We start from the raw sequence: 25973 nt of genomic DNA on the forward strand, positions 1-25973 counted from the left end.
TTAAAAGCTATACAACAAATCAAAATACACCTTGTCGCGATCTTCCAGAGCGCGCAGGTTTTCCCGTGGATAAGGACCAAAATCCGCCTCATACGAGGTTGCGTAAGCGTAATGCACATTGGCACGGATACTTTTGCCGACGTTGAAACGCAAACCCAATCCTACATCCGACATAAGAGCCCATGATCCCGGTTGCTCCGGCGTATCAAAGACTGTTTGGCGCGCAGCGAGATGGCCGGCATCTTTGGTATCGCCATAGCCCATTTCCCAAAAAATATAGGGTTGAAGGGTTTTGGCCAAACGGCCTTGGCCAGGAATTTCAAAAATCCAATCTGCCGCTAAATATGCACCACGATCGGCGATGCTTTGGTTGACATGAAAGGCGCGCAATTTATTCGGTCCAGTCAAAGTAAACTGGCTGGTGCTCGGCAGAGATGTTTCCGTATATTGCCCGGCAAAACGCAACTGAATACGACTGTTCGCATTCACAAATGGTGTTTTGACATATTTGATCAGCCAATAATTAAAGGAAACTGAAAGCGGATTTTTGTCCTGATAGATGCCCCGGCCTTTGACAAAACCACCGTAGGTTAACTGTATATCGCCCTGGTGCAACGCACGCCAGCGCTCCAGCAATCCGTCAAAACTCAAAACCACATCCAGATTGCGTACAGTATCGTCCAGCTCGTCTTCTTCGAGCGGCAACAGCCCTTCTTTATCTTTGATGTCCGATGCCACCTCCGACAGACGCAACTCCCCTGCCAGACTTTTTAAACGGCTGCGATTAAAAATATGGCGCAGCGATGCGTCATAAATTACTGAGCGTCCGGTCAAAGTTATTCCGGAAAGCGAATCCGACACAAAGTCATTGGTCGAGCCACCAATGGTCAGGCGTGTGCGCGGTGAAAAAAGTGGTAAACCGTAATGAAGTGATCCGTATAAAGAGTTGGATGGTTCGAAGGTGCCTAGAATGCCGATATGTAACTGATCACCAAAACCACCGGGGTTGTACCAATAACCATCGGTGTATAAACGATATTCACCCGTGCTTTCGGAACCGTGATTATCAATTCGTGCATGGCCCGCGAAGGATTCTTCCTGCAATACATTGATATTAAGACGTGTATCGCCTACTTCGCTGCCGGGCTCAAAATATCCCTGCACAGAAAGTCCGGGCAGTTCATTAACCAGATAGAGATGTTGCTCGATATTTTTTGCCGTTACCGGTTTATCGACAATAGGCGCAAAAATCGCTTCCACGGTTTTTGCGCGGTATTTTTTGCTATTCAACAGTTCAATCTCGCCCAGATTTCCAGGCAATAACGTCAAGACTACAACTCCGTCTTGTACCCGCTGCTGTGGGACATAGGCTTTGGCCAGAATAAAGCCGCGTTCGCGGTAATAGCGCGTTACTGTGTCAGCAACAATAAGAATCATGCCGACCGTAATGCCCTGGTTTTTGCGCTCCTCGCTTGGCCGCACAATCAATTCAGGTGTTAGCTCTTTTTCTGCTATCCATTCAACCTGATCGTCCGAAACAAAACGAATCGTCTCTATTCGTTTATTCAGCGTTTCGAGGGTAACACCAAAATCCGGATATTCTTCGACGCCTTGAATGCGAATTTCCCTGATATTAAGGTGAGGTCCTGCCATAAAGTCCGGCTTTTCTTCTGGCGCATCCGGACTTTCCAACATGGGTTTGCGTTCCGCTTCTGGCTCATCCTCCGTATCCGGCATTTCCACAATAGCCGCCACTGCCGGCAAACTTATAAGAGAGGCGAGACATAACACATTCAATAATTTTATTTTCATGCGCGCGATGATCCTTTCTGTAGGGCACATGCGATTCTACGCAAAATACACCTACAGAAAAGCGAAGCGGAAGATGAGATAAATCAGAAAAAACGATCAGTGCGGCAAAAATTCGATTGGATAGCTGACCGTAATGGTCTCGACGTCACGCGCGCCGAACTGAAAATTGCGGATTCGCGCCAGCAGGCTGTCAACCAGACTCTGATCATTCAGCTCGCTGCTGACAACATCGATTTTGCTGACTGAGCCATCCGGTTTGATGGTGACGGCCAGGACCAATTTGCCTTTCAGCGCAGGATTGTTGCGCCGCGCGCGGTTGTAGAGACTTTGCAGCTGACCTTTGTGACGATCAAATACCAGGATGACTTCTTCCTCCGAACGCACGCGCGACTTAGCCGCTTGCGTGGTCTCAGGCGTTTTGTTGGGATCCCGGGTTAGAGCCTCCTCGCTTGCCGCAACGGTTTGTTGTGCAGCAGTCAGCTCCGCAACACTGAGCTGCGAGGTGCCGGCTTGTGCAGCATAGCGAGCGCCATCCACCCCGCCGCTACCCTGCGCAGCATTGCTCGTAAAGACGCTGACATCGTGGCCCGCTGCTGTTTGCGCCCCACTGCCCGTGGTTTCGCGAATATTGGTACGCAGCTGTGCACCGACATCGGACGTATCGATCAAATCATTCAATTGACTTACATGCGCCAACAGACCGCTTTGGGAGGCAACTTCGCGCGCTTTTTCCTGCGCTTCTGTAAGCGGTTCACGCGTTACTGGGCGCTCGCGCTCCACGCGAACAGGAGGCGGTTCAACCGGCTTTTCCTCTGGTTTGGGTTTCTCCACCGGTTTTGGCGGTTCCAGAGGTTTTACCTTGGGCGGTTCCACCACCACAGGTTTCGGTTCCTGTTTGCTAATAAATTTTGCAACCCGCTCAGGCACGTCGATGCGTTCACGCAGAGGTTTTTCCGGTACATCGATGCTCGATATATAAATTCCGATAATGACCGCGACCACCACCGCAACAATAGCGGACACAACAAAAGCACGATCCTGCTTTTGATTGGGCTGCCACTGCACCGCGAGTAATTCGTAGTTAGCCAATGCCATGTGCGGATTTATCTCTCAACGCATCGAAATAATGTAAACATCAAAATGACCTCAGCCCTTGGGTTTTGCCAGCTGATGCGCTGCAAAAGCAATTTCGGTGTAATTGGCTTGTTGGCAGGTCGCTAAAATTTTATGCAACAACGCGTAGGAAATATTTTCGTCCCCCATAATGGTGATCGCCTCGCCTTCCGAAGCATCGCTGATTTTCTGCAATTGTCGGTTGGATTTTTGCTGTTCCAACGCTTGTTTCAGAGGTTCAAATACTTCACCTTCGGCGACCAATAAATCCTGAACTTTGGCAATTTCCCTACCCTGCAGCAAAACGCTATTGGGTGTGATACTTAACACTAAGGTTTCGCGCGGCACTTTAGTCGCGGTTGAACGCGGCAACGCCAAATCTTTTTGACTGGGCAACTGCGGCGCACTGGAGGAGTTCACCAGCAGGAAAAAAACCAGAATGGTGAAAATGTCCATCAGGGAGACAAGATTCAGCGGCGCACCCTTGGCAAAACGGTGATGGCGCGCCATACGGCGTGCGCGACGGGAAGGTGATTTCACTGCACACCTCCTTCATTTTCTTTGACCGGCAAAGCGTCGAGAGAAATAGTGTTCTCATCTGCTGCTGCTCGCGCAGGCGCTTCGCCAATGGAAATCGCCGGAAATAGTTCCACTTCTTCCAGTGTTCCTACGTTGACGATTTCAGCGCTGCGCACGCGGTCCATTACTTCGATCAATCTTTTATAAGGAACCGCAGAATCGAGTAGCAAGGAAATGGCGGTTTCTTCCGGATAGCGGCGTTTAATTTCCACGAGCACGTCGACTATGGCGGACCAATCGGTTTTTTCGCTGGTGTCAAAATAACGAACACGGCCGACATTAGCGTCGCGAATTTCCAGCGCATCGGGATAAATCAATAGCTGTAATTCCAGGTCGATTTTCTGCTCTTCGCCGCCAGCGGCATCGAGGCCGGGCAAAGTCAGCTCTAATACGGTGAGACGGGAAAATACCGCCGTAATCAAAAGAAACGGCACCAGGATCACCATCAAATTCAAAAAGGCGGTGATATTGAGCTCAACCGTTTCGTGCAGAACTTTGCTGCGTTTGAATTTCATAGGAGCGCAGTCAGTCTTCGACGATCAGATTGAGACACTTCACTGTGGCCATTTCGATGTTATCCACCAGGCGGGTGGTTTTGGTGGCGAGAAAAGAGTGGATCAAAATCATCGGAATTGCGGCAGTCAAACCAAATGCCGTGGTGTTCATCGCAACCGAAATACTGGCGGACAATAAATCGGCTTTTTCCGCCGGATTGGCTGAGGCAACGGCAGTAAATGCCTGGATCAAACCGATAATGGTACCCAACAGACCTATCAGGGTGGCGATGTTGGCCAATGTCGCTAAATAGTGAGTGCGTTGTTCCAGCTCCGGCATCACTTCCATAATGCCCTCTTCCATCGCCGCTTCCACGGCTTCGCGGCTGGCATTACTGCGCAGTTTGGCCAAGCCGTATTGCAGAACTCGCGCCAGCGGTGTGCTCTGGCTTTTTAACAGGTTCTCCGCCCGCGGCAGGTCGTTGGCCTTCAACATGGGCGTTAACTGTTTCCAAATACGGTTGGTTTTATTTTGCGTGGCCGTAATCACCGCGAAGCGCTCGATCGCGATTACCAATCCCAGCACAAACACCACCAGGATGGGATACATAAAAAACCCACCAGATTGAAAAAATTCAATTAAATCCATAACTCTACCTTTGATTCAAAGCACTTATAGGTTTGGTCAAGCATTTACCCAATTAGGGCTTGTTGGGCACTAATGTGATATCGAGTGATGAGCCTGTGTCATCCGGGGAGGAGTCGCCATTTGGAATGGGAACAACTGTATCGGATTCGGGACCGCTGAATGAGGGGTCAGCTCCATTGAATTCACGATCAATGTGATCAAGCAGGCTGCGGCGTTGCGCGACGTATTCTACACGGCTCATGCGGTGGTCCAAATAGTCGGCGACGATCTGCCGCATGAGGTCCGAATAATTGATTTCTGACATAACCCAAAATCTCTTTTTACTTGCGTGCGAGCTCTCGCACTACGCGGAATCCTGTTTCAGCGTCGGCGCTGCCGTCGCTAACGCGCTGCGAACTCAAGGTACAGGACTCCATATCAGTGGCGTATGAGCCGCCCACCGCAAGCCATTGCCCACCGGGCCCCAGAACCCATTCCTGGGCATTGCCCACGTGGTTGACCAATCCCCAACTGTTTTGCTGGCCGATTTCCGCATTCAGCAACGATCCGCCCTTCTGAATGCCGCGCGCATTTAAGCGGCAGTTGCGGTTGGCGTCCAGGCTGCGCCCGTCGGCGTAGGCGGCGACGCGCCACTCCGCCAAGGTTGGCAAACGATAGGTTTTGCCCGTTTCCTGACTCAACCAACGCACATATTCCTGCACCATTTGCAGCGGCACACCCGTAACCGGCAGAGAACCGTTGGCCCCGACAACCTCGCGACAGCGCTTGGTCTCTTTGCAGAACAGGTTAAATTCCTCGACGGTTACCTCGTAGCGTCCTATAGCGAATACCGGCATGCCGTCTTTTGCTGGGATCACCACTGTTTCTGGCGTTTTACCACCACTGCGCACAGAATCCTGACAGATGCTGCGGCGACCGCGCGCGCCCAGGCCCGCCAGGGATTCGTTACAGGGGTCACGCATTTCCACCCGCACCGCGGTGAGCTTGGCGTTTTTGGGAAACAGCTCCAACGCGGCCTTTTTCAGGGTCGCGCCACGATCCGGGAAAGTGTTAGCGATTTTTTGCAAGCACGCAGCCAAGTCGGTAACGATTTGGCCTTCCGCTTTTTTGTACTGCGTCATATCCAGTGAACGCAGTTTTTTTACCGCAACGGAAAAATCGCTCATGTCGATAATTTGTGTGCAGCGCAGCTGATTTTTCACGGTGGCCAGGGCAACCGCATATTCCTCGCGCCGCTGTGCCTCCTGCATTTGCTGGGTGCGAATTTCCGCCTGTTGTTGGCGCTCTTGCTGCTGTTTCAGGCGTGCCAGGCGCTCCTGCTCTGCCTGTTCTTCCCGCAGGCGCTCCAGTTCAGCCAGTTGTTCCTTGACACTAAGCGCCAGCGCGTCCAGCTCATTTTTGGCTCCCGCATAACGATGCGCCCGTTCAATAACGCCGAGCGCATTTTCATATTCCTGTTGCTCGATCAATGCGTTAATTCGCGCGAGATAAAGCCCATAGGCCTGTTGCCGATAATCCACATACTGCGGATGATTTTCTTTCAGCAGCTGGCGCAAATTCTGCATTTCTTCCCAAAGCAGATTTTCCCAGCGCGCATCAAATGTATTGGCCGCGAGAAGATCGGAGATGGTTTTCTGCAACAATTCCAAGCGAATTTCGTATTCAATTTCACTGCGGAAATCATCTGCAGTGAGCTGTGGCTGTTGCGGCGCCTGTTCACGATTCAGATAAATAAAGCCGCCCGCCAACACTGCGAGAAACAACAAAACCATCGCCGTGATAGCCACTACAGAGGTGCTGGCTTTTTTATTGAGTTCACTCCAAAACTCCTGCACCGAGCCAATGCGATTTTCCCGCTCGAATGCCAGGGAGCGCTCGATCACGCGCCACTGATGTTTACTGATGCTCTCGATGCGCGCGGGTTTCAGCCCTTCCTTCTGCGCTTCTTCGGCATTTTTTCGCCCGAATGGATGCGCCCCCGTCAGCAATTCGTAGGTAATGCAGCCCAGCGCGTAAATATCGTCGCGCACATCCGGCGTTTCGCCGTTGAGCATTTCCAGACTGGCGTAGGCAGGCGTCAGTGCTCCCAGATTACCGGCATCAAAAATCGTGCGGTCGTCGGTGGAGACGCCGCCCACTTCTGCCTGCGCTACCGCCCGCGCGATACCAAAATCGAACACCTTGGCGACATTGTCATTAGTGACAAAAATGTTGCCGGGCTTGAGGTCGGAGTGAATAATTTTTTGCCCGTGTGCGTAACTCAAAGCCGCGCAAATGCCTTCGAGAATTTGCCACGCATCCTCAAACGCCAACCCCGTCGAGCTGTATTTTTTGATCAGTTTGTCCAGCGGCGTACCGTGCAGGTATTCCATGGTCATAAAGACCGTGTCGCCGTCTTTATCGAAATCGTGAACGTTTACGATATTGGGGTGGGCGATGCGCTGAGTTTTGCGCGATTCCCGCTGCAGGGCGATAAACGCCTCGGGATGGGATTTGAATTCCTCGCCTAAAACCTTGATGGCGACGTAGGGATCCCGGTCCTTGGCCTCCACTTTGAGCAGGTCCTTGGCCTTGTACACCACCCCCATGCCACCAGCACCGACCACCTGTTCCAACACAAAGCGGTTTTTCAGAATTTCCTTGGGCTTGGCAGCACCGGTGCGCGGACCTTTGCTCGGTGGCGGCAGCGATATAGTGGGATCGGCACTGCGGCGAACCGGCTCCACATTGCGCGCGGAGGTCTGCGTTTTTGACATCTGTGTTTTAGACGCCTGGGTTTTATCAGCGACTTGCGGCTTCGCCATGGGTCTGGCGGCATTGGGTGCAGCGGGTTTTTTCGGCGGCGCAACCACAGTTGATTGGCTCGCAGGCGCAGCTGGTCGCACCGGTTGTTTAATTCGCGTGGCGATTCTGGTGGCATCAGGAGCTGCCGAAGCGGCAGCTCCAGGCTGCGCTCTAGCCGGCGTTGCCGTTGACGCAGAAGTAGGCGCTGCAGAAGGAGGCCGTGCTGTTGACGAAGCTGGTGGCGTCGCCGGTGATGCCGGAGTTGGCGTTGCCGGGGTCGACGGCCGCTTTACCCGCGTCAGCTGTATACGGGTTTTGTCATTATCGTCAGAGTTACTCATCGGCGACCATCAAAGTGAAATTAACTGAATTTTCCAGGCTCGCCTTTTACGACTACCACCGAGACATTATCCGGCGCACCGCGGGCGAGCGATATGCTCACCAGTTCCTCTGCCATTTGTTGAGTGTCCCGTTTATTCAACACACTCGCAATCTCGTTGTCGTTGACGGTGTTGTAGAGTCCGTCACTGCATAACAAAAAGGTGTCGCCGATCTGCGTGTTGAACACCGTGATATCGACGAATGCGTCTTCCTCAACCCCCACGGCTCGGGTGATCACATTGGAATGGGGATGATTGATGGCCTCTTCTGGAGTAATAACTCCCATCTCCACCAATTCCTGCACATGGCTGTGATCGCGCGAGAGCTGTGTCAGCTGGTGGTTGCGCAGGCGGTATAAGCGCGAGTCGCCCGCCCACAGACAAACGCCCACCCGCCCGCGGATCAGCAGGGCGACCAGGGTGCTCCCCATAGTGGCGTTATCCAACATCACGTCGGCGTAATCGAGGATCTGGCGGTTGACGTCCAGCACTGTCTCTTCCACCTGATCAACAAAATCGCTGAGGCGTTCGAATGGCTCCAGCTGACTGAGCGACTCGATAATCATGCGGCTCGCCACATCGCCCACTTCATGGCCGCCCATACCGTCGGCGACGGCCCACAAACCCGCCTGCGGAAGAGCTATAAGCGCATCCTCATTGACCGAGCGCACCGCGCCAACATCTGTGCGAGTGCCGCTGCGCCATTCGATCGGGCGGCGGAAGGTTCGGTCAGTATCTTCTGCGTTGCTCATCTAGAACTCCGATTCACGCTTCAGCACGCAGCGGGCGCACCGGGACTGACCATTCCCAGTTTTCCCACAGGCCATCGAGCATGGCGGCTCCCCCAGATGCCGGCGGCATTCCGGGGCTGACAAAAACACAAGGCTCCACCCGCTCAGACCCGGAAGTGCTCCAGATGCTGAAGCTAGAAAAGGTGCTCGCCACAAAGGCGTCGAGCAGATGCGGCATGGCGGGTTCGACAGACGGATTATCAAAATCCAGATCCACCACCACTCCAGCATCCGGCCGCGGCGGCGCCTGGTAGAGGTAACCGTCGCCACCGCCGAGTTTCAATTGGTTGAGGTCTTCCAGCAGTCGGTCAACTGGCAGCAGGCCGTCGAGCGCGCGCAATGCCAAATGCTCAACCGCTTCAAACCAAGCGCTTTGATGCAACAGGAAACTGGTTAGAGAAGTGCGCTCCGGCAGGCGGCGCAGTATGGAAAAGGGAAAGTAACGTCCGACGCGATCGACACTTGGCAGCCAGATACCGGCCCAGGCGTTGCTGTCGAGCGCACCGGGTGACAGACAAAAACGCCAGATCGGGCTGGTGAGATAGATTTCCAGCCAGGCATTGCCCAGACGCTCCTGGGTGCTGCCAATAAACGTCTGCAGCCAGCTGTCCCATTCGTTGATGACCTTGGTCGGCAGGTTGCGGTGGATAAAGTCTCCGTGCGCAGGCAACTTGCCAAACAGGCCGGTCGGCGGGTTGTGCGGATTCATAACAGCAGAACTCATGACGCGGCACCCTTCATAGTGCGGTCCTCGTTTCCCTTCATGGTGCTCTCTCCTGTAGCTTAAGCGCGATGAGCCTCATCGCACGATGGATTCCGGTACGCGGAAGGCGTTGAGTACATCTCGGCGCAGCGGACTGTCGGCGCTTTTGGTTTTGACTTCGTAAGTGATCTTGTGGGCGTCGCGCTGCGTGCCGCGCTCATCACCTGCGGAAAAGGTCACCAGATAAATATTCGACTGGCTGGTTTTTTCCACGTAAGACGCGTCGAGCAAACGGAACCAGGCCCAACCGCCCTGGAAGGAGCGTTCGTACTGGCTGCCCTGCAGATCCTCAAACACCATGCGCACCCGCATATTGTCCTGGTTAGCCTGCCAGCGCACAGTCTTCCAGAACTTTGGCCCGTGATTGTAGGTAAGGCGCTCGTCGCCAACATCCAAGGTAAAGCGGGCGTCCCTCTCCTCCATGGCGCGCGGTCGCAACTCCATTGTGACGGAGATGCTGTCCGGGCTTTCGCGATAGAAGATGTCTTTGATACCGCGAGCGTTGTCGATCTGGCGCAACACCTCTTCGGAAAAGCCGAGGGTGTAGTTATCCACCACGCGATTGCGCAGGCCGCCGCGTGTGCTCACAAACGGTGCCATGTATTCGGTGAAGAATTTGTCGATGGTGCCGCCGGGTTTGAAAAACTCGGAAAAGTCGTACAGCGCCATCTCGTCGGTGGCACTGCGATTCAGCGGATAGCGGCCCTGCAGACGCTGACTGTAAGGGCGGTGAACCGTCGCGCGCCACTCGTTATCCACATAACCGCGCGCCGAGTCGAGCAACACTCGCCAGCTTTGATCGGTCAAGGTGGACAACCATTGCCGCACCGGCTCTGGCATTGACTGAGAGTAAGCCTTCACATCGGTGATCGCATTACCAGCGTTGGTATCGAAGCGCGCGCGCGCCAGATTGAACGCCTGCTGACCGGGCTCGGGGGCCATGGCGATATCCGTCATGAAATCCTTCAACCCCTGCAGCTTGTTGCGAATGGTCATGATCGGCGCAACATCGCCGCGACCTTCGGCCACCAGGGCATTGAGATCGCGGAAGTGCTTGTCGACCTTGGTGCCTTCGTACTGGCTGATCAGGGCAGATGTGGCCAATTGCGCCACCTTGCCACCTTTCTTCGGATTTTTACCCGCGAGGTCCTCCACCTCTTCCTGCGACGGGCGCAACTGCGTATTGCGCTGGCCTATCTGCAGAATGGAAATCAGCGGTGAATAAACCGGGTCGACCAGATTGGCCAACACTTCTTCGGCGTGGCGCAGGTTGCGGAATTCGGTCACTGCCAGGCGTTTGTAAACCTCATCCCACACCTGGATGTATTCGCTGAGGTAGAGCTCCTCCACCTGTTTGCTGACGTCATCGAGGTCTTCCTGGATAAAGTCGATCTTGGCGTTTTCGTCATCGGTCAGCACCCAGCGCTCGTTGACTATATCGGCGACCAGAGGCGAGCGCGGCGACAGGTCGATGCTGTCGTAACCCTCTTTGGTGAACATCACCGGAATAAAGAGCGCGCGTTGCACATTACTGTCGATTTTGTAGGAGGTGCGCACGGGCGCGCCGAATGCAGCGAGCAGGTCGACCTTGCGGTTGTAGACGGGATTGCTGCGCACTCGCGAGTAGACGCGTTGCGCCACCGGTTCGCGCAGGATCAGTTCGCGCGTGTCTTTCACCAAGCGGGCGTTGAGCGTGCTCGGCGGCGGCACCTCGGCAAGCAGATGGTCGAGATGGAATTCCAGCTCTTTCCGCCGCGTGCCTTCGCCGAGCAGGGAGGTCTCCCAATGCTTCACAAACCAGTCGCGCACGCGCTCGCGCTCCATGCGATCGGTTTTCTGAAACATCATATAAATGCGGAAGGTGTCGTACAGATCGGTGCCGTCGTAGCCCTTCTCCAGCTCGCCTTCCATAATGGTCAGCAGGCGCGGCAAAAAGGTGTGCACCAACTCGTGCCGGTAGGCGTCGTCCGCCCGGGAATCCACGCGCACGTCATAGAGGCCGAGACTGGTCAGCCAGGGATGGTCCTGTTGATCGTAAACCTTGGAGGCGCGCTCCAAGGCATTGAGAGCGGGCAACACCTGGCGAATATCGCGACCTTGCGGCGCGATCTTGTCCGCCGCCAATTCGTATTCCTCAACATGTGCATTGACCTCTTCCATAAAACCGCGATGGCGCATGACACTACCGGACCACACCACCCCCAGGCCTATGGCAACCAATGCCATCAAGGCGTAGGCGCCGCGCTTCAACCAGCGCACAGTGCGCTCGTAGGACACGTTCGACCCCACCAGCTCCGCCTCCGGAAAAATGACTTCGCGGAACAGCTTGCCAAGGAAAAAGCTTTTGCCCTGTTGATGGGGCAACTGGGCGACCTCCCGGGCGAAACCGAAGTTCGCCGCCACCGACGCCATCAAGCGATCGATGGGCGTGCCGTCCTGGGTGCCGGAGGTGAAATAAACACCGCGTAGATAGGGCTGGAATTTAAAACGGTTGAACGCGAACGTCTGGCGGACAAACTGTTCGGCTATACCGCGCAGGTTTTCGAACTGCTGCGGGAAGCCCTGGATGGCGGCGCGCCGCTTGCTGTCGCGCTCCTGATGCATGCGCCACAGCACCCGCGAATACAGGTTGCTGGTGAGATTGGTCAATTCATTGCGCAGCAGATCAAAGTCCGGAGGACTGTCGGTCTGCGGTGAGTCCGGCAAGGAGATACCCCATACCTGCTCGCGCTCTTCGCGGCTGAAATCTTCGAAAAACTCGCTGAAGCCGCTGACCAGGTCCGCCTTGGTGAACATCAGATACACCGGGAAGCGAATCTGCAACTTGTCCATCAACTCATCCAGACGCGTGCGGATGGTTTTGGCCTGCTGGGCGCGCTCGTCTTCCGTCATCATCAACAGGTCTTGCATGCTGATGGCGACTATGGCGCCGTTGATCGGCCGGCGGCGGCGATTGCGTTTCAGCAGTTCCAGGAAACCTTCCCAAGCACTGGCGTCGACGGCTTTATGGCTGTCCTGAGTGGTGTAGCGGCCGGCGGTGTCGATCAAGACCGCCTCATTGGTAAACCACCAGTCGCAGTTGCGCGTACCGCCGACCCCTTGCAGGGAGCCGCGCCCGAAGGTATCGGCTAGGGGGAATTCCAGCCCGGAATTGATCAGCGCCGTGGTTTTACCAGAACCCGGAGGGCCGACGATGATGTACCAGGGCAACTCGTATAACGCTTTATTGCCGGTAGCGCCTTTGAATTTGTAGCGCCGCAGAGTATCGAGCGCCTGGTTGAAACGCTCATTGATCTGGAACAGTTCTTCGGCGGTCTGATCCGTGTGCCCGCCCTGTCGCAAATTTTCCTGGCTCTCCTGCAGACCGGCGACTAATTGGTTGTTGGTTTTGCGGTTGCGGGTTTGAATCCAGAGATTGTTCAGGCCCCACAGCACCAACAGCACCATGATGCAGATCAGGCGCGCAGTGACGCTGGCCAAGGGGGCTTTGTTTTCCTCGCCGAATTTGATTTGCGGCCCGACGAACCAAATCAGCAGGGAAAGCGCGATCAAGCCAATCAGCGATATGGTCACCGGATGGGTGAAGAAGTTTTTGAGTTTCTGCATGTCGATTGTTTATCCGTTTGGGGACGCGCCATCCGGGCGCACTCCGTCATCATCTCTGATATGGGCCACCGTTAATCAATGACGCGTTGCGGGCGCGGTGATGATGGCATCAAGCTTGTTCACCACAGGTTCGGACGCGGCGCGCATCCAATAGGCAAACCCGGCGTATCCGATCACCACCAATACAGCAAACACGCTGGCCGCTACCCAAATGGGAATGTCGTGATAGAGCGTTTTGCGCACTCGCCCGAGCCCCTGCCAGTGCGGCGACAGTGAGCGTTCAAAATCGCCGCGCTGGTTGCGGATGGTGCGATAGAGGTTGTCGCGCAGCGCATCTAGCTGGTCGCGACCGCGACTGATCAGGCGATATTTGCCTTCAAAACCCAGGCTCAGGCAGATATAGAACAGCTCCAGCATGTAGAGATTTTCCGCCGGGCTGCGCAGCATCAGGTCGAGAATGGCAAAGCATTTTTCCCCACCGGAGCGCTCGCTGTGGAAGATGCTCAACAAGGTGTGTTGCCCCCAGGCGCTTTCGTCACCCCAAGGCGTGTGCAGAACCGCTTCATCAAGAACGGAACACATGAGGTAGCGCGCCGCCAGAATGATCTCCGGTTTTATGCCGAGATCCTTGGCCTTCTGCTCAAAATTGCGAATCTCATGCACCAGGCGCTTGTGCAGACCGCCGACATCGGAGTGGCGCGTGGTATGACGGGTTTTTTCGAATACTGCGATCAGGGTAGAGGCAGCATTGACCAGGGGATTCAGGCCGAGCGAGGTGTTGAATTTGACCTGCTCATAGCCACTGCGGCCACCTACCGGAGGGCTGTAGGCCGGCGCTGGCTCGGGCTGAGCCGCTGCTGCGGCAGGGCGGGTTCGGCCAACCTCTGTGGTCGGACGTCGACCGGGCGAAGGCCGCATGGACGAGCGGTCTCCACCTGGAGTTGGTTTAAAAACCGTGCGGTCATTGTCATCCGTCATGGGAATACCTCAAGCGTCAACGGCGTATAGCCCAGAATTCCATCTCCAAGCCGGGGAAATCGCCGCCCACATGCATGGCGAAACCACCGGAAGTGCTCATTTCTTTCCAGAACTGGCTGTGCTGATCCAATTCGAAATAGGTGTAGCCAGTGCGGAAAGGAATCTGCCGCGGTGCCACCGGCAGCGGCTTTAGTTCAATACCCGGCAGCGCCGCATTGACCAGCTGGCGAATGCGCTCCACCGGACCGATTTTGATCTGCGCCGGGAAGCGCGTGCGAATCACTTCATCGCTGACATCGGCGCGCACTGCGAGTACGAAGGCCGCACTGGACAACAGCGACCGGTCAGTAATCGCCGCCACCCGCACCCCGTAGCGCTTCTCGGCCAGCTCCATGGCGATAGCGGTTTGTTCGTAAACCATGGAGAGATACTTGCGCAGGGTCTGCATCAGCGGCGTGAAGGTCTGCTCAAGATCCGCATGCAAATACACCGGCAGATCCTGCGGCGGGCGGCGGTTGGGTGTTACAAAGGTGGAGAGTTCGCCAATCAACTGCACCAGAAACTCAAACAGCGGCAGCGGGTGCAATCCGTCGATGCGCCCCATATGGGCCACCAGCGGCTCTACCCGGTTGATCACCTGCAACAGCACATAATCGGCAATTTCCGCGCTGCCACCGCGGCGGGCATCGCCCAAGCGGCCAGCAATGGCCTCTGCCCGGTGCCGCAACAAACCGTGCAGTTCGGCCAGAAAGGTCGACAAATTCAGCGTTGCCTTGCAGTCCAATACGGTGGGGATACAGCGCTCGTCTATGCTGATGTCCTTTTCCTGGCGAACTTCATTGATCCGCAACAACGGCAGGTAGGCAAACCCGCTCAAATCCTGGGTTTCCAACATCAGACGCAGACGCAGTTTGCCGATCTGCAATTTCTGGCTGTCACCGCCCTCGACCGTGACATCGCGAACCAGCTTGTCCTGGGCGTAATAACGGGCCAAGCCCTGTTTACTGTCCTGTGGCAGAACATCCACTGCACCTGGTCGGCGCACAGGGACCGCCAGATAGACCATGGCGTTTTTGGTGGTCTCAGGAATTTCGATAACCGGTGGTGGATCGTCGTTATCAGGGAAATTGAAGGGTGTGCCGTCCGGAAATACGCCGCTCGCCCGTTGCACTGAAATCTTGCCGAGGTTCAGCAATTGCTGATCCAGTTCAAATTCCTTGAAACCCCATCCATAGGGTGCCAGAGCACTGCAGCGCCCGTTTACGTAATATTCGAAATAACGGTCCTGTTGCTGAAAATGCTGGGGATTGAGAAACATCCCCTCGGACCAGACAACTTTGGATTCTAAAGACATAAATTTTCCGTGCTTTGGGGGTCGTCCTTGCCCGCGATCACATTAGCGGGCGCTCTTTAACAGCATCTGGTTGCCTGTCACTTCAACGCGCACTGTGTTTTTGATCACGTTGGCAGAAGTAACCGGAAACACCAATTTGTATTTCGAATTCTGGTATTCGTAAAACTCTGCAAAGAGCGCTACATACCGGGTTTTGGGATCCAAAACAAAAGTTTCCTCCTGAATCTCACTCGGCACCAGGCGATTCAGTTCACGTCTGGCGATCAAATCCTTGCCGAGCAGCTTTTCATCCTTTTCATAAAGCTCAAGAAAATCCGCTTTGTTAAACGCCTGATCCGACGTCAATTCATAAAATCGGATAAACAATGGCGACGGTGAATGTTTTTCATCTGGATTGATATCTTTGCCGGCAATGAGCACCAGTTTCAGATCCGTGTCCAAATTGAACATGCCCACTACGCCGCTGTTAACCTTGGTACAACTCGCCAGACACAATGCCACCAGAACCAGCGTCAATACCCGATAAATCGACCGCACTATTCATTACCTCCAGACAGTTTTACAAATCGCGTTTGCGTGCATTTGCCAGCTTGCGCATTTGATCTTCATAAGCCTGCACGAATTCGTCACCGAATAAATCCTGGAACGATCGCTCCATATCGTTGACCATTCGCTGATAGTGATCCTGGTAGGCGTTCCACAATTTGCCTTTCAGCACGCCCGGCAATAAACCGCCTTTGCCGGTTTGCTTAAATTCTTCTTCGAGACGTTCAGGGTCAAAACGCGCCAACACTGAGCGAAATGCCGACCGGATTCCGGCGATTACCGCCAATTGGTGATCGGCAATGGAGTGAAAACTTTCCTCTATAGCATCGAGCGGCGCTTTATAAGCGCGCGTCCGGCGCAGGAACATGATGTCGAGTATTTCATCGACACTGACCGAAAATTTGATCGGGTTATTTTCTACCGGCTGGATCGTGGTGATGTTGATGCGGAACTCATTCTTGATACTGGTGCGAGAGCGCAACACCTGCATAAGGCCATCGAGGGTTTCGCGCATCATAAGACCGATGGTGTGATGGATCTCACGAATTTGTTCATCGCTTAAGTTGGCGTCGCCCAGTCCCAGGGCTTCCAATAAAGTGCGATCCATGCTGCCAGAGCTGCTGACATTTGTCGCTTCAGGTTGCGGTCGCGGCCGCGCGCTTCCACCGGGGGACGGTGTCGCTTTGGGAGTTTGCGGATTTTCTTTGGCGACCGGCTTGGAGAAAGGCGGCTCTGGACGGGCTTTCACGTTAAAAGCGTCGGTAGCTTCCTTGATCAAGGCGTCTTCATCCCGCATGGCGAAGGACGAGCTTTTTTTCTTGCCTACACCGATCAGACTGATGTCGTCGGCCCAATCTTCCGGCAATATCGACTGCTCTTGTTTGACCTCCGGCCAGGCTACCGCTTCTCTCAGCAAATCTCCCGAGTCCCCTTGGCTGCCCGATTGGACAAAGGGATTAACGGCAAAAGGATCCACATCGTAAGGCGTTACACCAAAGGAATCGCTTTGCGCCGCGGGTTTACCACTGTCAAAGGCCTGCGCTGCCTGACTCAATGCCACCAGCGGGTCGGTGATTTTCATGGAATCCGGAACTATGTCCTTGACCAGGCCTTCATAGCTGCTGCTCATGAACATGGATTCCGGAGAGCTTATTCCGTTTTGCGCAAAATCATTTTGTGGAAGGTCGTTTTGCGCGAATGCGGTGGGATTACTTTTGACATTGGCAAACGGCGAAATCGAGGTAGACGTAAATGTATGCGCGGCAAAAGCGTCTTCCTGTGTTTCAAGCGCTACCTTGAAGCGATAGTCTCCCACGTCAAAACAGTCGCCGTCGTTGAGAGCTACACGCGAACCTCTACCGAGTGGTTCCGCCGCACCATTCAGGAAGGTTCCATTGGTACTCAAATCCGTCAGGTAATACTGTCCGCCTTCCTTGCTGATCTGGCAGTGTTTGGAGGAGAGAAATCGTTCTGGATCGGACAACACCCAATCGTTGTCCACGCCCCGGCCAATCAGTCCGCCCTGAGGACCAAAAGTTTTGCGGTCATCCGCGAGGGTTATACCTGGCGGGAACTTGATGATGGTGAGCTGCAACGTCATTCGAATCTTCCTGAACCGAGCGCCCGACGGTTAATTATTGTGTAACGATCGATGTGGTTCCTATCTGATGAGATGGCAGAAAGCTAATGCTATTTGCCGCGCGAGTACCTCAAATAAGCTGGGTAGTATATTATCCATCGACTGCCGGATGAAAGCTCGGATGGACTTACCACTCAGAGCGTCTGCGGCATTTTGCGTTGAGCACTTTTCAGACAGCCCGATGTACTCTAGACTGGCGCATTTGCCGGGTTGTCTGTTAGGAAGAACACCGGCCCGCGACTCCGCAGAAGGATTCGTCGAGCGCACGCGATAAAGTAAGTATCAAAGGAAAACGTTATGGCATCGTTGACATTGATTGATTTGGAGGCCTTACTCGCGCCAATATCAGACGATCTGCCCACAGGAACGGATTGCCGCCTCAACTCCTCCCCTACCTCTCTTTATCAACAAGTCAAAACTGCGCGTAATTCCGCGCGGGAAATCGAGCGCAAGAACGCCGCAGGTGCCGACCTTGGCAGCCCGGACGACGACTGGCGCAAAGTTTTGGATTTAGCTCCCAAGATCCTGTTGCAGGAAAGCAAGGATCTCGAAGTCGCTTGTTGGTATGCGGAGGCGTTATTACGTCGTCACGGTTTTGGCGGTCTGCGCGATGGCTTCAAACTTCTGGATGGCCTTCTGGAACGTCACTGGGAACAGTTATATCCTGTTCCCGATGAAGACGGTCTGGAAACCAAAGTTGCCCCGATCACCGGCCTCAATGGCACCGGACACGAAGGCGTACTGATCCCTGCTATCCGCACAGCGCGCATTACCCAGGGCAACTCGGTAGGTCCATTTGCCTATTGGCAATGCCAAAAGGCATTGGCATCTCAGCGCATACAGAGCGACGACAACCGCGAAAAAGAATTCAAAAAACTCGGCTTTACCTATGAGGATATAGAAAAAGCCGTACGCGAAACGTCCGACAAGTACATGACCGATTTGCGCGATGATTTGATCGAATGTATCGCGCTTTACCGATCCATCAGTCGCCGTCTCGACGAATATTGCGGCACCTATGACGCGCCGCCGACCAGCCTTGTTATTTCGACATTAGAAGAATGTTTGAGTGTTGTTGAACACTTGGGACAGGACAAATTTCCAGTGGTAGATGCAGCAGCTACCGCTGAATCGATCGCCACGGATGACGGAGCACCATCCGCTGCACCGGCCGCTGCCAACAAAGCAGCCGGGCCGCTTGAAACCCGCGAACAAGCATTTAAGCAACTGCTTGAAATCGCAGAATTTTTTCGCAAGCGGGAGCCTCACTCGCCAATTTCTTATGTGTTAGAGAAAGCGGTAAAATGGGGCAATATGCCACTATTCGAGTTAATGCGTGAATTGATCTCAGACAAGAGCGCGCTCGAACAGTACAGCAAGCTCACCGGAGTAAAAACGGAAGAATAAATTCACCTTTAAATTGAGGTTAGGAAAATGGCCGAAAGCATTCATGACAAACTGAAGCGTGTGAGAAAACCCCGCGTACACATCACGTACGAAGTCGAAGCCAACGGCGCTCAAGAGAAAAAGGAAATTCCTTTTGTGATGGGCGTGATGGGCGATTACTCCGGTGATAACACGGATAGTAAAAAAGCGCTCAAAGATCGCAAATTTGCCCAGATCGACAGCGAAAGCTTCAACGATCTGATGAGTAAAATTAATCCGCAGCTCAATTTGAAGGTCGACAACACCTTGCAAAATGACGGCTCGCAGTTGTCGGTCAATCTGCAATTCAACAGCATCGAGGATTTCGAACCACATCGAATCGTCGAGCAAGTTGAACCCCTGAAAAAACTGCTGGAAACCCGCAATAAATTGCGTGACCTGTTAACCAAAGCAGACCGTTCTGAAGATCTCGAAAAAATTCTCGAAGATGTTCTGAAGAATACTGAGGCGTTGAATTCGCTTTCCAGCGAACTCGGTGTAGACGCCGCCAATGGAGAGGATAAGTAAGATGGCGAATCAAGAAACTGAACTGGCCACCCAAAGTGCTGCCGAAGCCACCGAGGTCAGTTTTCTCGAACAAGCAATTGCAGCCACCAAACAAACTCCGCGCGATGAAGCGCAAGATCTGCTGAAAACCCTGACTGCAGAAGCCCTGAAAGGCACTGTGAAATGGGACCGCAATCTTTCCGTTACCATCAATGCGGCGATCACCGCTATTGATCAAGCCATGTCGCGTCAGCTGGCGGAAATCATGCACGCGGATAAATTCAAGCAGCTGGAAGGTTCATGGCGCGGCCTGCACCATCTCGTCTCTCAATCCGAGACCGGCAGCGATCTGAAAATTCGCGTTCTTAATATCAGCAAAAAAGAATTGGCACGCGATCTGGAAAAGGCGGTTGAATTCGACCAGAGCCAGATTTTCAAGAAAATTTACGAAAGCGAATTCGGCACAGCGGGCGGTGAGCCTTACGGTGCACTGATCGGCGATTTCGAATTTTCTTCTCACCCGGAAGACGTCTCTCTGCTGAGCAAAATGTCAAACGTTGCCGCCGCAGGTTTCTGTCCGTTTATTTCGGCTGCGTCACCGAAGATGTTCGGTTTCGACAGTTTTACTGAACTTTCCAGACCGCGCGATCTGGAAAAAATCTTCGATTCCGCGGAATACATTCCATGGCGTTCTTTCCGCGATTCCGAAGATTCCCGTTTTGTTGTTCTCACCATGCCGCGAGTCCTTGCGCGCGCGCCTTACGGTAAAAACACCAAAGTCATCGACGCTTTCGATTACGAAGAGATCGAACCCGGTGAAGACGGCCGCGCACGCGCTGCCGAGCACGATGACTACTGCTGGATGAATGCCGCTTACGCAATGGGCTCCACCCTGACCCGCGCCTTCGCCGAATACGGCTGGTGTACGTCGATCCGCGGCGCAGAAGGCGGCGGTAAAGTAGAAGGTCTGCCCACTCACACCTTCATCAGTGACGATGGCGATATGGATCAGAAATGCCCGACTGAAATCGGCATTACCGATCGCCGCGAAGCCGAATTGAGCAAATTGGGCTTCCTGCCACTCAGCCACTACAAAAACACCGACTACGCAGTATTTTTCGGCGCGCAAACTACTCAGCGTCCGAAAAAATTCGCCACTCCGGATGCCACTGCCAACGCGGCCATTTCCGCTCGCTTGCCTTACATCATGGCGACTTCACGAATTGCGCACTTCCTCAAAGTCATGGCTCGCGACAAGATCGGGTCATTTATGGAAGCGGAAGACGCGCAGCGCTGGTTGAACGAGTGGATCAATCGCTACGTCAACTCAACTCCGGGCGCCAGCGCCGAAATGAAAGCGCGCTATCCGCTCGCGGAAGCCAAAATTGAGGTTAAGGAAGTGCCCGGTCAACCAGGCGTATACAGCGCCGTTGCCTGGATGCGTCCATGGCTGCAGATGGAAGAGCTCACCGCGTCTCTGCGTTTGGTGGCCAATATTCCTAAGTCAGGCTAATCATCTAATAAAAAGTGCGGGGGCAATGCCCCCGTTCATTTCTTCACAAGGACTCCCTCGTGCCTGCCTCCTTAGATCCGCCCGGTCAACAAAGTGGCATAGGCCTGGACCATCCGCCTTCTATATCGCTGGATGACATACTTTACCGACCAGCCCACGTCACAACCCTGGACGAGTTTCTCGCCGAACCTGACGCCCGTCGGGCGCTGACATTTTGGTTTGATCATTGTTCGGATGCGCCATTTCCTGCAACCGCCGAACAGGCGCGCAATTTAATTGAGCACGCGATTTCCGAGTTGGACCACAAGATCAACGATCAACTCAACGCCATCATCCATCATCCCCGTCTGCAAACCCTGGAAGCGAGCTGGCGCGGGCTTTGGTATTTGGCGGTGCAGATGGAAAGCGTCAAAAACGCAAAACTGAAGGTATTGGATATCAGTTGGGCTGAAATCGTGCGGGATATCAGCCGGGCGATAGAGTTCGACCAGAGCCAGCTGTTCCACAAGATCTACAGCGAAGAGTACGGCACCCCGGGAGGTGAACCTTACGGCGTACTGATCGGCGATTACGAAATTCAGCACAAACCTTCGGAAGGTCATCCTTACGATGACATAGCAACCCTGGAAGGCTTGGCGGAAATCGCGGCAGCGTCATTTTCACCGTTTATCGCTGGCGCTGCGCCGGAGCTTTTTGGCCTGGACCAGTTTGCCGATCTGCGCCTGCCGCTGAATTTACAGGCGGTTTTTGCCCAAACCGAATATGTCCGCTGGCGCAGTCTGCGCAATAAACCAGATACGCGTTTTATCGGCCTGACCTTGCCGCGCACTTTGATGCGGCGTCCTTACCGCACCACCCCCGGCAGTTACAAAGGCCTGTTTTTTTACGAAAAGCTCGGCAAAAACAGTCAGCAACATTATTTGTGGGGCAATGCCTGTTACGCATTTGCGGGTATTTTGATTCGCGAATTTGCCAGCGTTGGCTGGTTTGGCCATATTCGCGGTGTGCCGCGCGATCAACTCGGCGGCGGCATTGTCACGAATTTGCCGTGCGATACATTTTCCACCGACGCCGATGGTTTGGCTTACAAGCCCGTTACCGACGTAGTCATCACCGACTCCATTGAACGGGACATCAGCACGCTCGGTTTTGTGCCATTGTGCCAGTGTTATGCAACGCCTTATGTTGCCTTCTACAGCAACCCGTCGATTCATCAAGTGCGCCGCGGTACCAGCAAAGACCAGGAAATCAACGCCAAACTCGCGGGCATGTTGCAGCACGTTTTGTGCGCCTCACGCGTAGCGCATTACATTAAGGTGATGATCCGCGACAAAATCGGCTCCTTTATCACCGCGCAGGAGTGTGAAAATTTTCTGCGCGACTGGTTGTTCCAGTACACCACCGGACGTGAAGATCTGGATTGGGAAACCCAGGCGCGCTATCCACTGCGGGAAGCTTCGGTCAAAGTCAGCGAGCATCCATCAAAACCTGGCTATTACACTTGCGTGATTCATTTGGTGCCGCATTACCAGGCCGATCAAATGGTTTCCGAGTTGGAGCTGGTTACGGAATTGATTCAAGCCGGAGGAGGCAACTGATGTCGCCAGCGGAAAAAGACCGCAATTTACGCGAATCGATTCTCGACCGATTATTCGACGACGAGCCGGATATTTCTGTCGATTCGGAAAAAACCCGCCAGCGCAAATTGAAGGATTTGCGCAACAGCGTCCGGCGCGATTTGGAAAATCTGCTCAACAGCCGCTTCCGCATTGTGTCTCCGCCGGAAAATTTAAAAGAGGTGGAAAACAGTTTGATGAATTACGGCTTGCCCGATCTGGCAACCGTCAATATGTTGGATGTGACCCGCCGGCGGGAATTTACTCGCAGCATTGAAAATATCATTCGCACTTTTGAGCCGCGCTTTAAAAGCGTGTCTGTGCGATACCTCGATAACGACGAAAAATCCGATCGCACTTTGCGTTTTCGTATAGACGCGGTCATGTACGCCGATCCAGCCCCTGAAATTGTGGTTTTTGATTCGGTGTTGGAACCTGTATTACGTGCCGTCACTGTAGAAGAATCGAAACATGGCTGACGAATTACTTCCGTATTACGAAAAAGAACTCGCCTTTATTCGCCAAATGGGAGCGGAGTTTGCCAAAGAACACCCGAAAATTGCCGGGCGGTTGGGCATTCATACCGACACTATCGAAGACCCGCACGCATCGCGTCTGATCGAAAGTTTTGCCTATTTGAATGCGCGCATTCAGCACAAACTGGACGACGATTTTCCGGAATTGAGCGATGCGATTCTGGGGGTGATGTTCCCGCACTATCAACGCCCTATTCCCTCCATGTCGATCGTGCAATTTGTGCCGGACGAAGATCAATTGGACAGCCATTTTCGTATCGCGCGGGAAACGCTGGTAGAGACCGAACAATTCCAGGGCGAAAATTGCCGCTTTACTACGATTTACGATGTCGATCTCTGGCCGGTAAAAATCACCACCGCCAGCTTGATCGGCCGACCTTTTGCAACACCTGGTACCGCGCAGGTTCGCGGCGCTGCCAGCGTACTGAAAATTTCCTTGCAGACCTTTAACGAGGCCATCTCGCTGCAGGAAGTTGCGCCGCAAAAACTGCGTTTATTTCTCAAAGGTCAGCCGCTTTACACCTACCCTTTGTATCAACTGTTGTTGAGCGGTTGCCTGGACGTTTTTGTCGCGGCCTCGGAAGGTGACACCAATCCCATTCGCCTGGGAAGCCACGTAATCAAAGCGGTGGGATTCAACCCGGAAGAAGGACTGCTGCCTTATCCGCCCAATTCCGCCATCGGTTATCGCCTACTGACTGAATTTTTCGTTTTCCCCGAAAAATTCATGTTTATCGATATAGATTTACAAGGCCGTATTCCGGCCGATGCGCACAACCGCCTGGATTTTTATTTTTATTTCAACGCGGCGGATATCGAACTTGAACACAACGTGTCCGCCGATTCTTTCGCGCTCGGCTGCACGCCCATGGTTAACCTGTTTCACCACAAGGTTGATCCGATCAAAATTGATCAAACGCAGATGGAATATCAAATTATTCCGGACGCGCGCCGCCCTGTCGGCTACGAGGTGTATTCGGTAGAGAAAGTTGTTGCAACGACTTCATCCGGTGAAAGCAGCGAATATCTGCCGTTTTACGGTTTGACCCACAAAGAGCAAAACAATAATCGCCGCGCTTATTGGTACTGCCAACGCCGGCCGGCCAAAATGGGAATTTACGAAAGGGATGAAGGTACTGATATGTACCTGTCTCTGGTGGATCTCAATTTCAATCCCAATTTACCGTTTGATCGCACACTGGTGATCAGCACGATCTGCAGCAATCGGGATCTGCCGAACAAATTGCCTTTTACCCTCGACCACCCGCGCCTGCAGTGCGTCAACGGCGCACCGCCGTGCAGCCGCATTCGCTGTCTGACGCAACCGACCAGTACCATTCGCCCGCCGCTGAAAAATCGTGCGCGCTGGCGTCTGATCTCGCATCTGAATTTGAATCTTTTGTCGATCAGTGGTCAGGGCAATTCCACGGAAGCCTTTAAGGAAATTTTGCGTTTATACGATTTCAAGGAAACTTCCGTAACGCGCGGCGTGATCGAATCCGTACAATCGGTACAGGCAAAACCCATCAGCGCGCCGCTGAATATCGACGGCCGCGCCACCATTTGCCGCGGGCTGGAAGTTGAAATTGAACTGGACGAAAACCTGTTGACGGGCAGCAGCAGCTTCTTATTCGCCACCGTGCTCGAGCACTTTTTTGCCCTTTATTGCCCGATTAATTCATTTACCCGCACCCTGGTGCGCGCCAAAGGAAAAGAAGGATACCTGAAGAAATGTCCACCGCGATCCGGCGAAAAAGTTCTGCTGTAGTCGAATTGTTGCTGCAGTCGCCCGAACTGGTGCCATTTTTCCAGGCGGTGCGCCTGCTCGAACGTTCGGCCATTCTGCACAATCGCAGCCCCGCTGCAGTGCCGATGAACGATCGGCCAGTCGGACAATTTACGCCTCCGGCCACTGAAGTATTGCGCTTTTCCACCCATTTATCCCTGGGTTTCCCCGGCAGCGAGATTATTCGCATCGAACGCCAACCGGTGGATAACAGCGGATCGCGCTGGCATGTCACCATAAGCTTTATGGGCTTGACCGGCTCAACCGGTGTTCTGCCCTTCCATTACACCGAAATTCTGTTTCAGCGCCTGAAGCTGCGCGATGAATCCCTGCGGGATTTTCTCGACCTGTTCAATCATCGAATTGTGTCGCTGTTTTACCAGGCCGGGGTGAAGTACCGCCTGCCGGTCGCCTACGAGCGCCATCAACTGCTGCAACAGCGGCGCGAGCGTTTGGACGCGCACACCCACGCCATTTTGTCGTTGTTGGGACTGGGCACCGATCATTTGCTGGACCAGCTCAATATCCATCATGAAACCCTGGTGTTTTTTGCCGGCCTGCTCAGTCAACGCACCCGGCCCGTCAGCGGCCTGCGCCAGCTGCTGACCTATTACTTCGACGTGCCGGTGGAAATTGAGGAATTTATTGGCGAATGGCACGATTTGATCGATGACGTGCGTTCACGCCTGCCCTATCCGGGCAATCCCCTGGGACAAAACGCCTGCCTGGGCCGTTCGGCAATTTTGGGTAGTAAAGGCTGGTTCGCTCAGGGCAAAATACGGGTGCATATTGGGCCTCTCAATGCCGAGCAATTCCAGCGTTTCGCACCCGGTACTACCACACTGCGGCGTTTGAATGAGATCGTTAAGATGTACACGGGCTCAGAACTCGATGCGGAATACGTATTGCGGGTTGCGCGCCAGCACATACCCAACCGTATTCAACTGCGCCAAGCAGCACCGCCGACGATCGGTTGGGACACTTGGTTGGCCAGCGACACCTCCGAAGGAGAAAACGACGAAACCCTGGACATCCGAGTTTCATCTGCGCGCCTGAATTAAACGGCAGTAGTTAACCGGTAAAACGAAAACATAGAAATATG

General features: G+C 53.8%; 22 protein-coding genes. 8 read left to right on the forward strand and 14 right to left on the reverse strand.

The features are described from left to right. The 7 genes from DWB84_RS11115 to DWB84_RS11145 all read right to left on the reverse strand — a co-directional run bounded on the left by DWB84_RS11115 (position 1) and on the right by DWB84_RS11145 (position 7403). On the reverse strand, positions 1–1812 hold the full coding sequence (locus DWB84_RS11115; RefSeq protein WP_187409865.1) for a ShlB/FhaC/HecB family hemolysin secretion/activation protein: 1812 nt from the start codon (positions 1810–1812) through the stop codon (positions 1–3). A gap of 96 nt (positions 1813–1908) precedes the next feature. After that, the gene (locus DWB84_RS11120) at positions 1909–2907 is read right to left on the reverse strand and encodes an AgmX/PglI C-terminal domain-containing protein (protein WP_187409866.1); all 999 of its coding nucleotides are present in this window, start codon (positions 2905–2907) and stop codon (positions 1909–1911) included. A 51-nt stretch (positions 2908–2958) separates the two neighbouring features. Then, positions 2959–3465 carry an ExbD/TolR family protein gene (locus DWB84_RS11125; protein WP_370589705.1) on the reverse strand — a complete coding sequence of 169 codons (507 nt, stop codon included), beginning with the start codon at positions 3463–3465 and terminating at the stop codon, positions 2959–2961. Beyond that, positions 3462–4019, reverse strand: coding sequence for a biopolymer transporter ExbD (locus tag DWB84_RS11130; protein ID WP_187409867.1), 558 nt, complete (start codon positions 4017–4019; stop codon positions 3462–3464). The genes DWB84_RS11125 and DWB84_RS11130 overlap by 4 nt, the downstream gene beginning before the upstream one ends. Before the next feature lie 10 nt (positions 4020–4029). After that, positions 4030–4647: a MotA/TolQ/ExbB proton channel family protein gene (locus DWB84_RS11135; protein WP_187409868.1), complete on the reverse strand. Its 618-nt coding sequence runs from the start codon at positions 4645–4647 to the stop codon at positions 4030–4032. A 52-nt stretch (positions 4648–4699) separates the two neighbouring features. Continuing rightward, positions 4700–4951 (reverse strand): hypothetical protein, encoded by a 252-nt coding sequence (locus DWB84_RS11140; protein WP_187409869.1) that lies wholly within the window; start codon positions 4949–4951, stop codon positions 4700–4702. Between the two features lie 16 nt (positions 4952–4967). Next, positions 4968–7403 carry a protein kinase gene (locus DWB84_RS11145; protein ID WP_255428953.1) on the reverse strand — a complete coding sequence of 812 codons (2436 nt, stop codon included), beginning with the start codon at positions 7401–7403 and terminating at the stop codon, positions 4968–4970. A 46-nt stretch (positions 7404–7449) separates the two neighbouring features. On the opposite strand from DWB84_RS11145, the gene DWB84_RS19070 reads away from it, so the two are divergent. Next, a complete protein-coding gene (locus tag DWB84_RS19070; protein ID WP_255428954.1) occupies positions 7450–7800 on the forward strand; it encodes a hypothetical protein in 351 nt (116 codons plus the stop codon). Here the strand turns inward: DWB84_RS19070 and DWB84_RS11150 are convergent. The 7 genes from DWB84_RS11150 to tagH form a co-directional block, all read right to left on the reverse strand. Then, on the reverse strand, positions 7793–8563 hold the full coding sequence (locus tag DWB84_RS11150) for a Stp1/IreP family PP2C-type Ser/Thr phosphatase (RefSeq protein WP_187409871.1): 771 nt from the start codon (positions 8561–8563) through the stop codon (positions 7793–7795). The genes DWB84_RS19070 and DWB84_RS11150 overlap by 8 nt on opposite strands. Before the next feature lie 13 nt (positions 8564–8576). Then, positions 8577–9326 (reverse strand): type VI secretion system-associated protein TagF, encoded by a 750-nt coding sequence (gene tagF, locus DWB84_RS11155; RefSeq protein ID WP_255428955.1) that lies wholly within the window; start codon positions 9324–9326, stop codon positions 8577–8579. A 75-nt stretch (positions 9327–9401) separates the two neighbouring features. After that, positions 9402–12971 (reverse strand): type VI secretion system membrane subunit TssM, encoded by a 3570-nt coding sequence (gene tssM / locus DWB84_RS11160; RefSeq protein ID WP_187409872.1) that lies wholly within the window; start codon positions 12969–12971, stop codon positions 9402–9404. Positions 12972–13046: 75 nt separating this feature from the next. Then, positions 13047–13949, reverse strand: coding sequence for a type IVB secretion system protein IcmH/DotU (gene icmH / locus DWB84_RS11165; protein ID WP_187409873.1), 903 nt, complete (start codon positions 13947–13949; stop codon positions 13047–13049). Positions 13950–13965: 16 nt separating this feature from the next. Then, positions 13966–15303, reverse strand: coding sequence for a type VI secretion system baseplate subunit TssK (gene tssK / locus DWB84_RS11170; protein ID WP_187409874.1), 1338 nt, complete (start codon positions 15301–15303; stop codon positions 13966–13968). A 42-nt stretch (positions 15304–15345) separates the two neighbouring features. After that, positions 15346–15840 (reverse strand): type VI secretion system lipoprotein TssJ, encoded by a 495-nt coding sequence (tssJ, locus tag DWB84_RS11175; RefSeq protein WP_187409875.1) that lies wholly within the window; start codon positions 15838–15840, stop codon positions 15346–15348. Positions 15841–15862: 22 nt separating this feature from the next. Next, on the reverse strand, positions 15863–17449 hold the full coding sequence (tagH, locus tag DWB84_RS11180) for a type VI secretion system-associated FHA domain protein TagH (RefSeq protein ID WP_187409876.1): 1587 nt from the start codon (positions 17447–17449) through the stop codon (positions 15863–15865). A gap of 336 nt (positions 17450–17785) precedes the next feature. Here tagH and tssA point away from each other — a divergent pair, with 336 nt between their 5' ends. The 7 genes from tssA to tssG are packed head-to-tail and all read left to right on the forward strand — an operon-like array spanning position 17786 to position 25932. After that, positions 17786–18895 carry a type VI secretion system protein TssA gene (gene tssA / locus DWB84_RS11185; protein ID WP_187409877.1) on the forward strand — a complete coding sequence of 370 codons (1110 nt, stop codon included), beginning with the start codon at positions 17786–17788 and terminating at the stop codon, positions 18893–18895. A 27-nt stretch (positions 18896–18922) separates the two neighbouring features. Then, positions 18923–19441, forward strand: coding sequence for a type VI secretion system contractile sheath small subunit (tssB, locus tag DWB84_RS11190; protein WP_187409878.1), 519 nt, complete (start codon positions 18923–18925; stop codon positions 19439–19441). Between the two features lies 1 nt (position 19442). Continuing rightward, entirely contained in the window at positions 19443–20933 is a 1491-nt protein-coding gene (tssC, locus tag DWB84_RS11195) for a type VI secretion system contractile sheath large subunit (protein WP_187409879.1), read from the forward strand. A gap of 59 nt (positions 20934–20992) precedes the next feature. Then, positions 20993–22531, forward strand: coding sequence for a type VI secretion system contractile sheath large subunit (gene tssC / locus DWB84_RS11200; RefSeq protein ID WP_370589706.1), 1539 nt, complete (start codon positions 20993–20995; stop codon positions 22529–22531). Further along, positions 22531–23028: a type VI secretion system baseplate subunit TssE gene (tssE, locus tag DWB84_RS11205; protein WP_187409880.1), complete on the forward strand. Its 498-nt coding sequence runs from the start codon at positions 22531–22533 to the stop codon at positions 23026–23028. Before tssC (DWB84_RS11200) ends, tssE begins: the two co-directional genes overlap by 1 nt. Next, positions 23021–24853, forward strand: coding sequence for a type VI secretion system baseplate subunit TssF (gene tssF, locus DWB84_RS11210; protein WP_187409881.1), 1833 nt, complete (start codon positions 23021–23023; stop codon positions 24851–24853). Before tssE ends, tssF begins: the two co-directional genes overlap by 8 nt. Further along, a complete protein-coding gene (gene tssG / locus DWB84_RS11215; protein ID WP_187409882.1) occupies positions 24817–25932 on the forward strand; it encodes a type VI secretion system baseplate subunit TssG in 1116 nt (371 codons plus the stop codon). Before tssF ends, tssG begins: the two co-directional genes overlap by 37 nt. The last annotated feature ends 41 nt before the right edge of the window (positions 25933–25973 follow it).

Source organism: Saccharophagus sp. K07 (assembly GCF_014336955.1).
In the GTDB taxonomy this organism is placed as follows: domain Bacteria; phylum Pseudomonadota; class Gammaproteobacteria; order Pseudomonadales; family Cellvibrionaceae; genus UBA5868.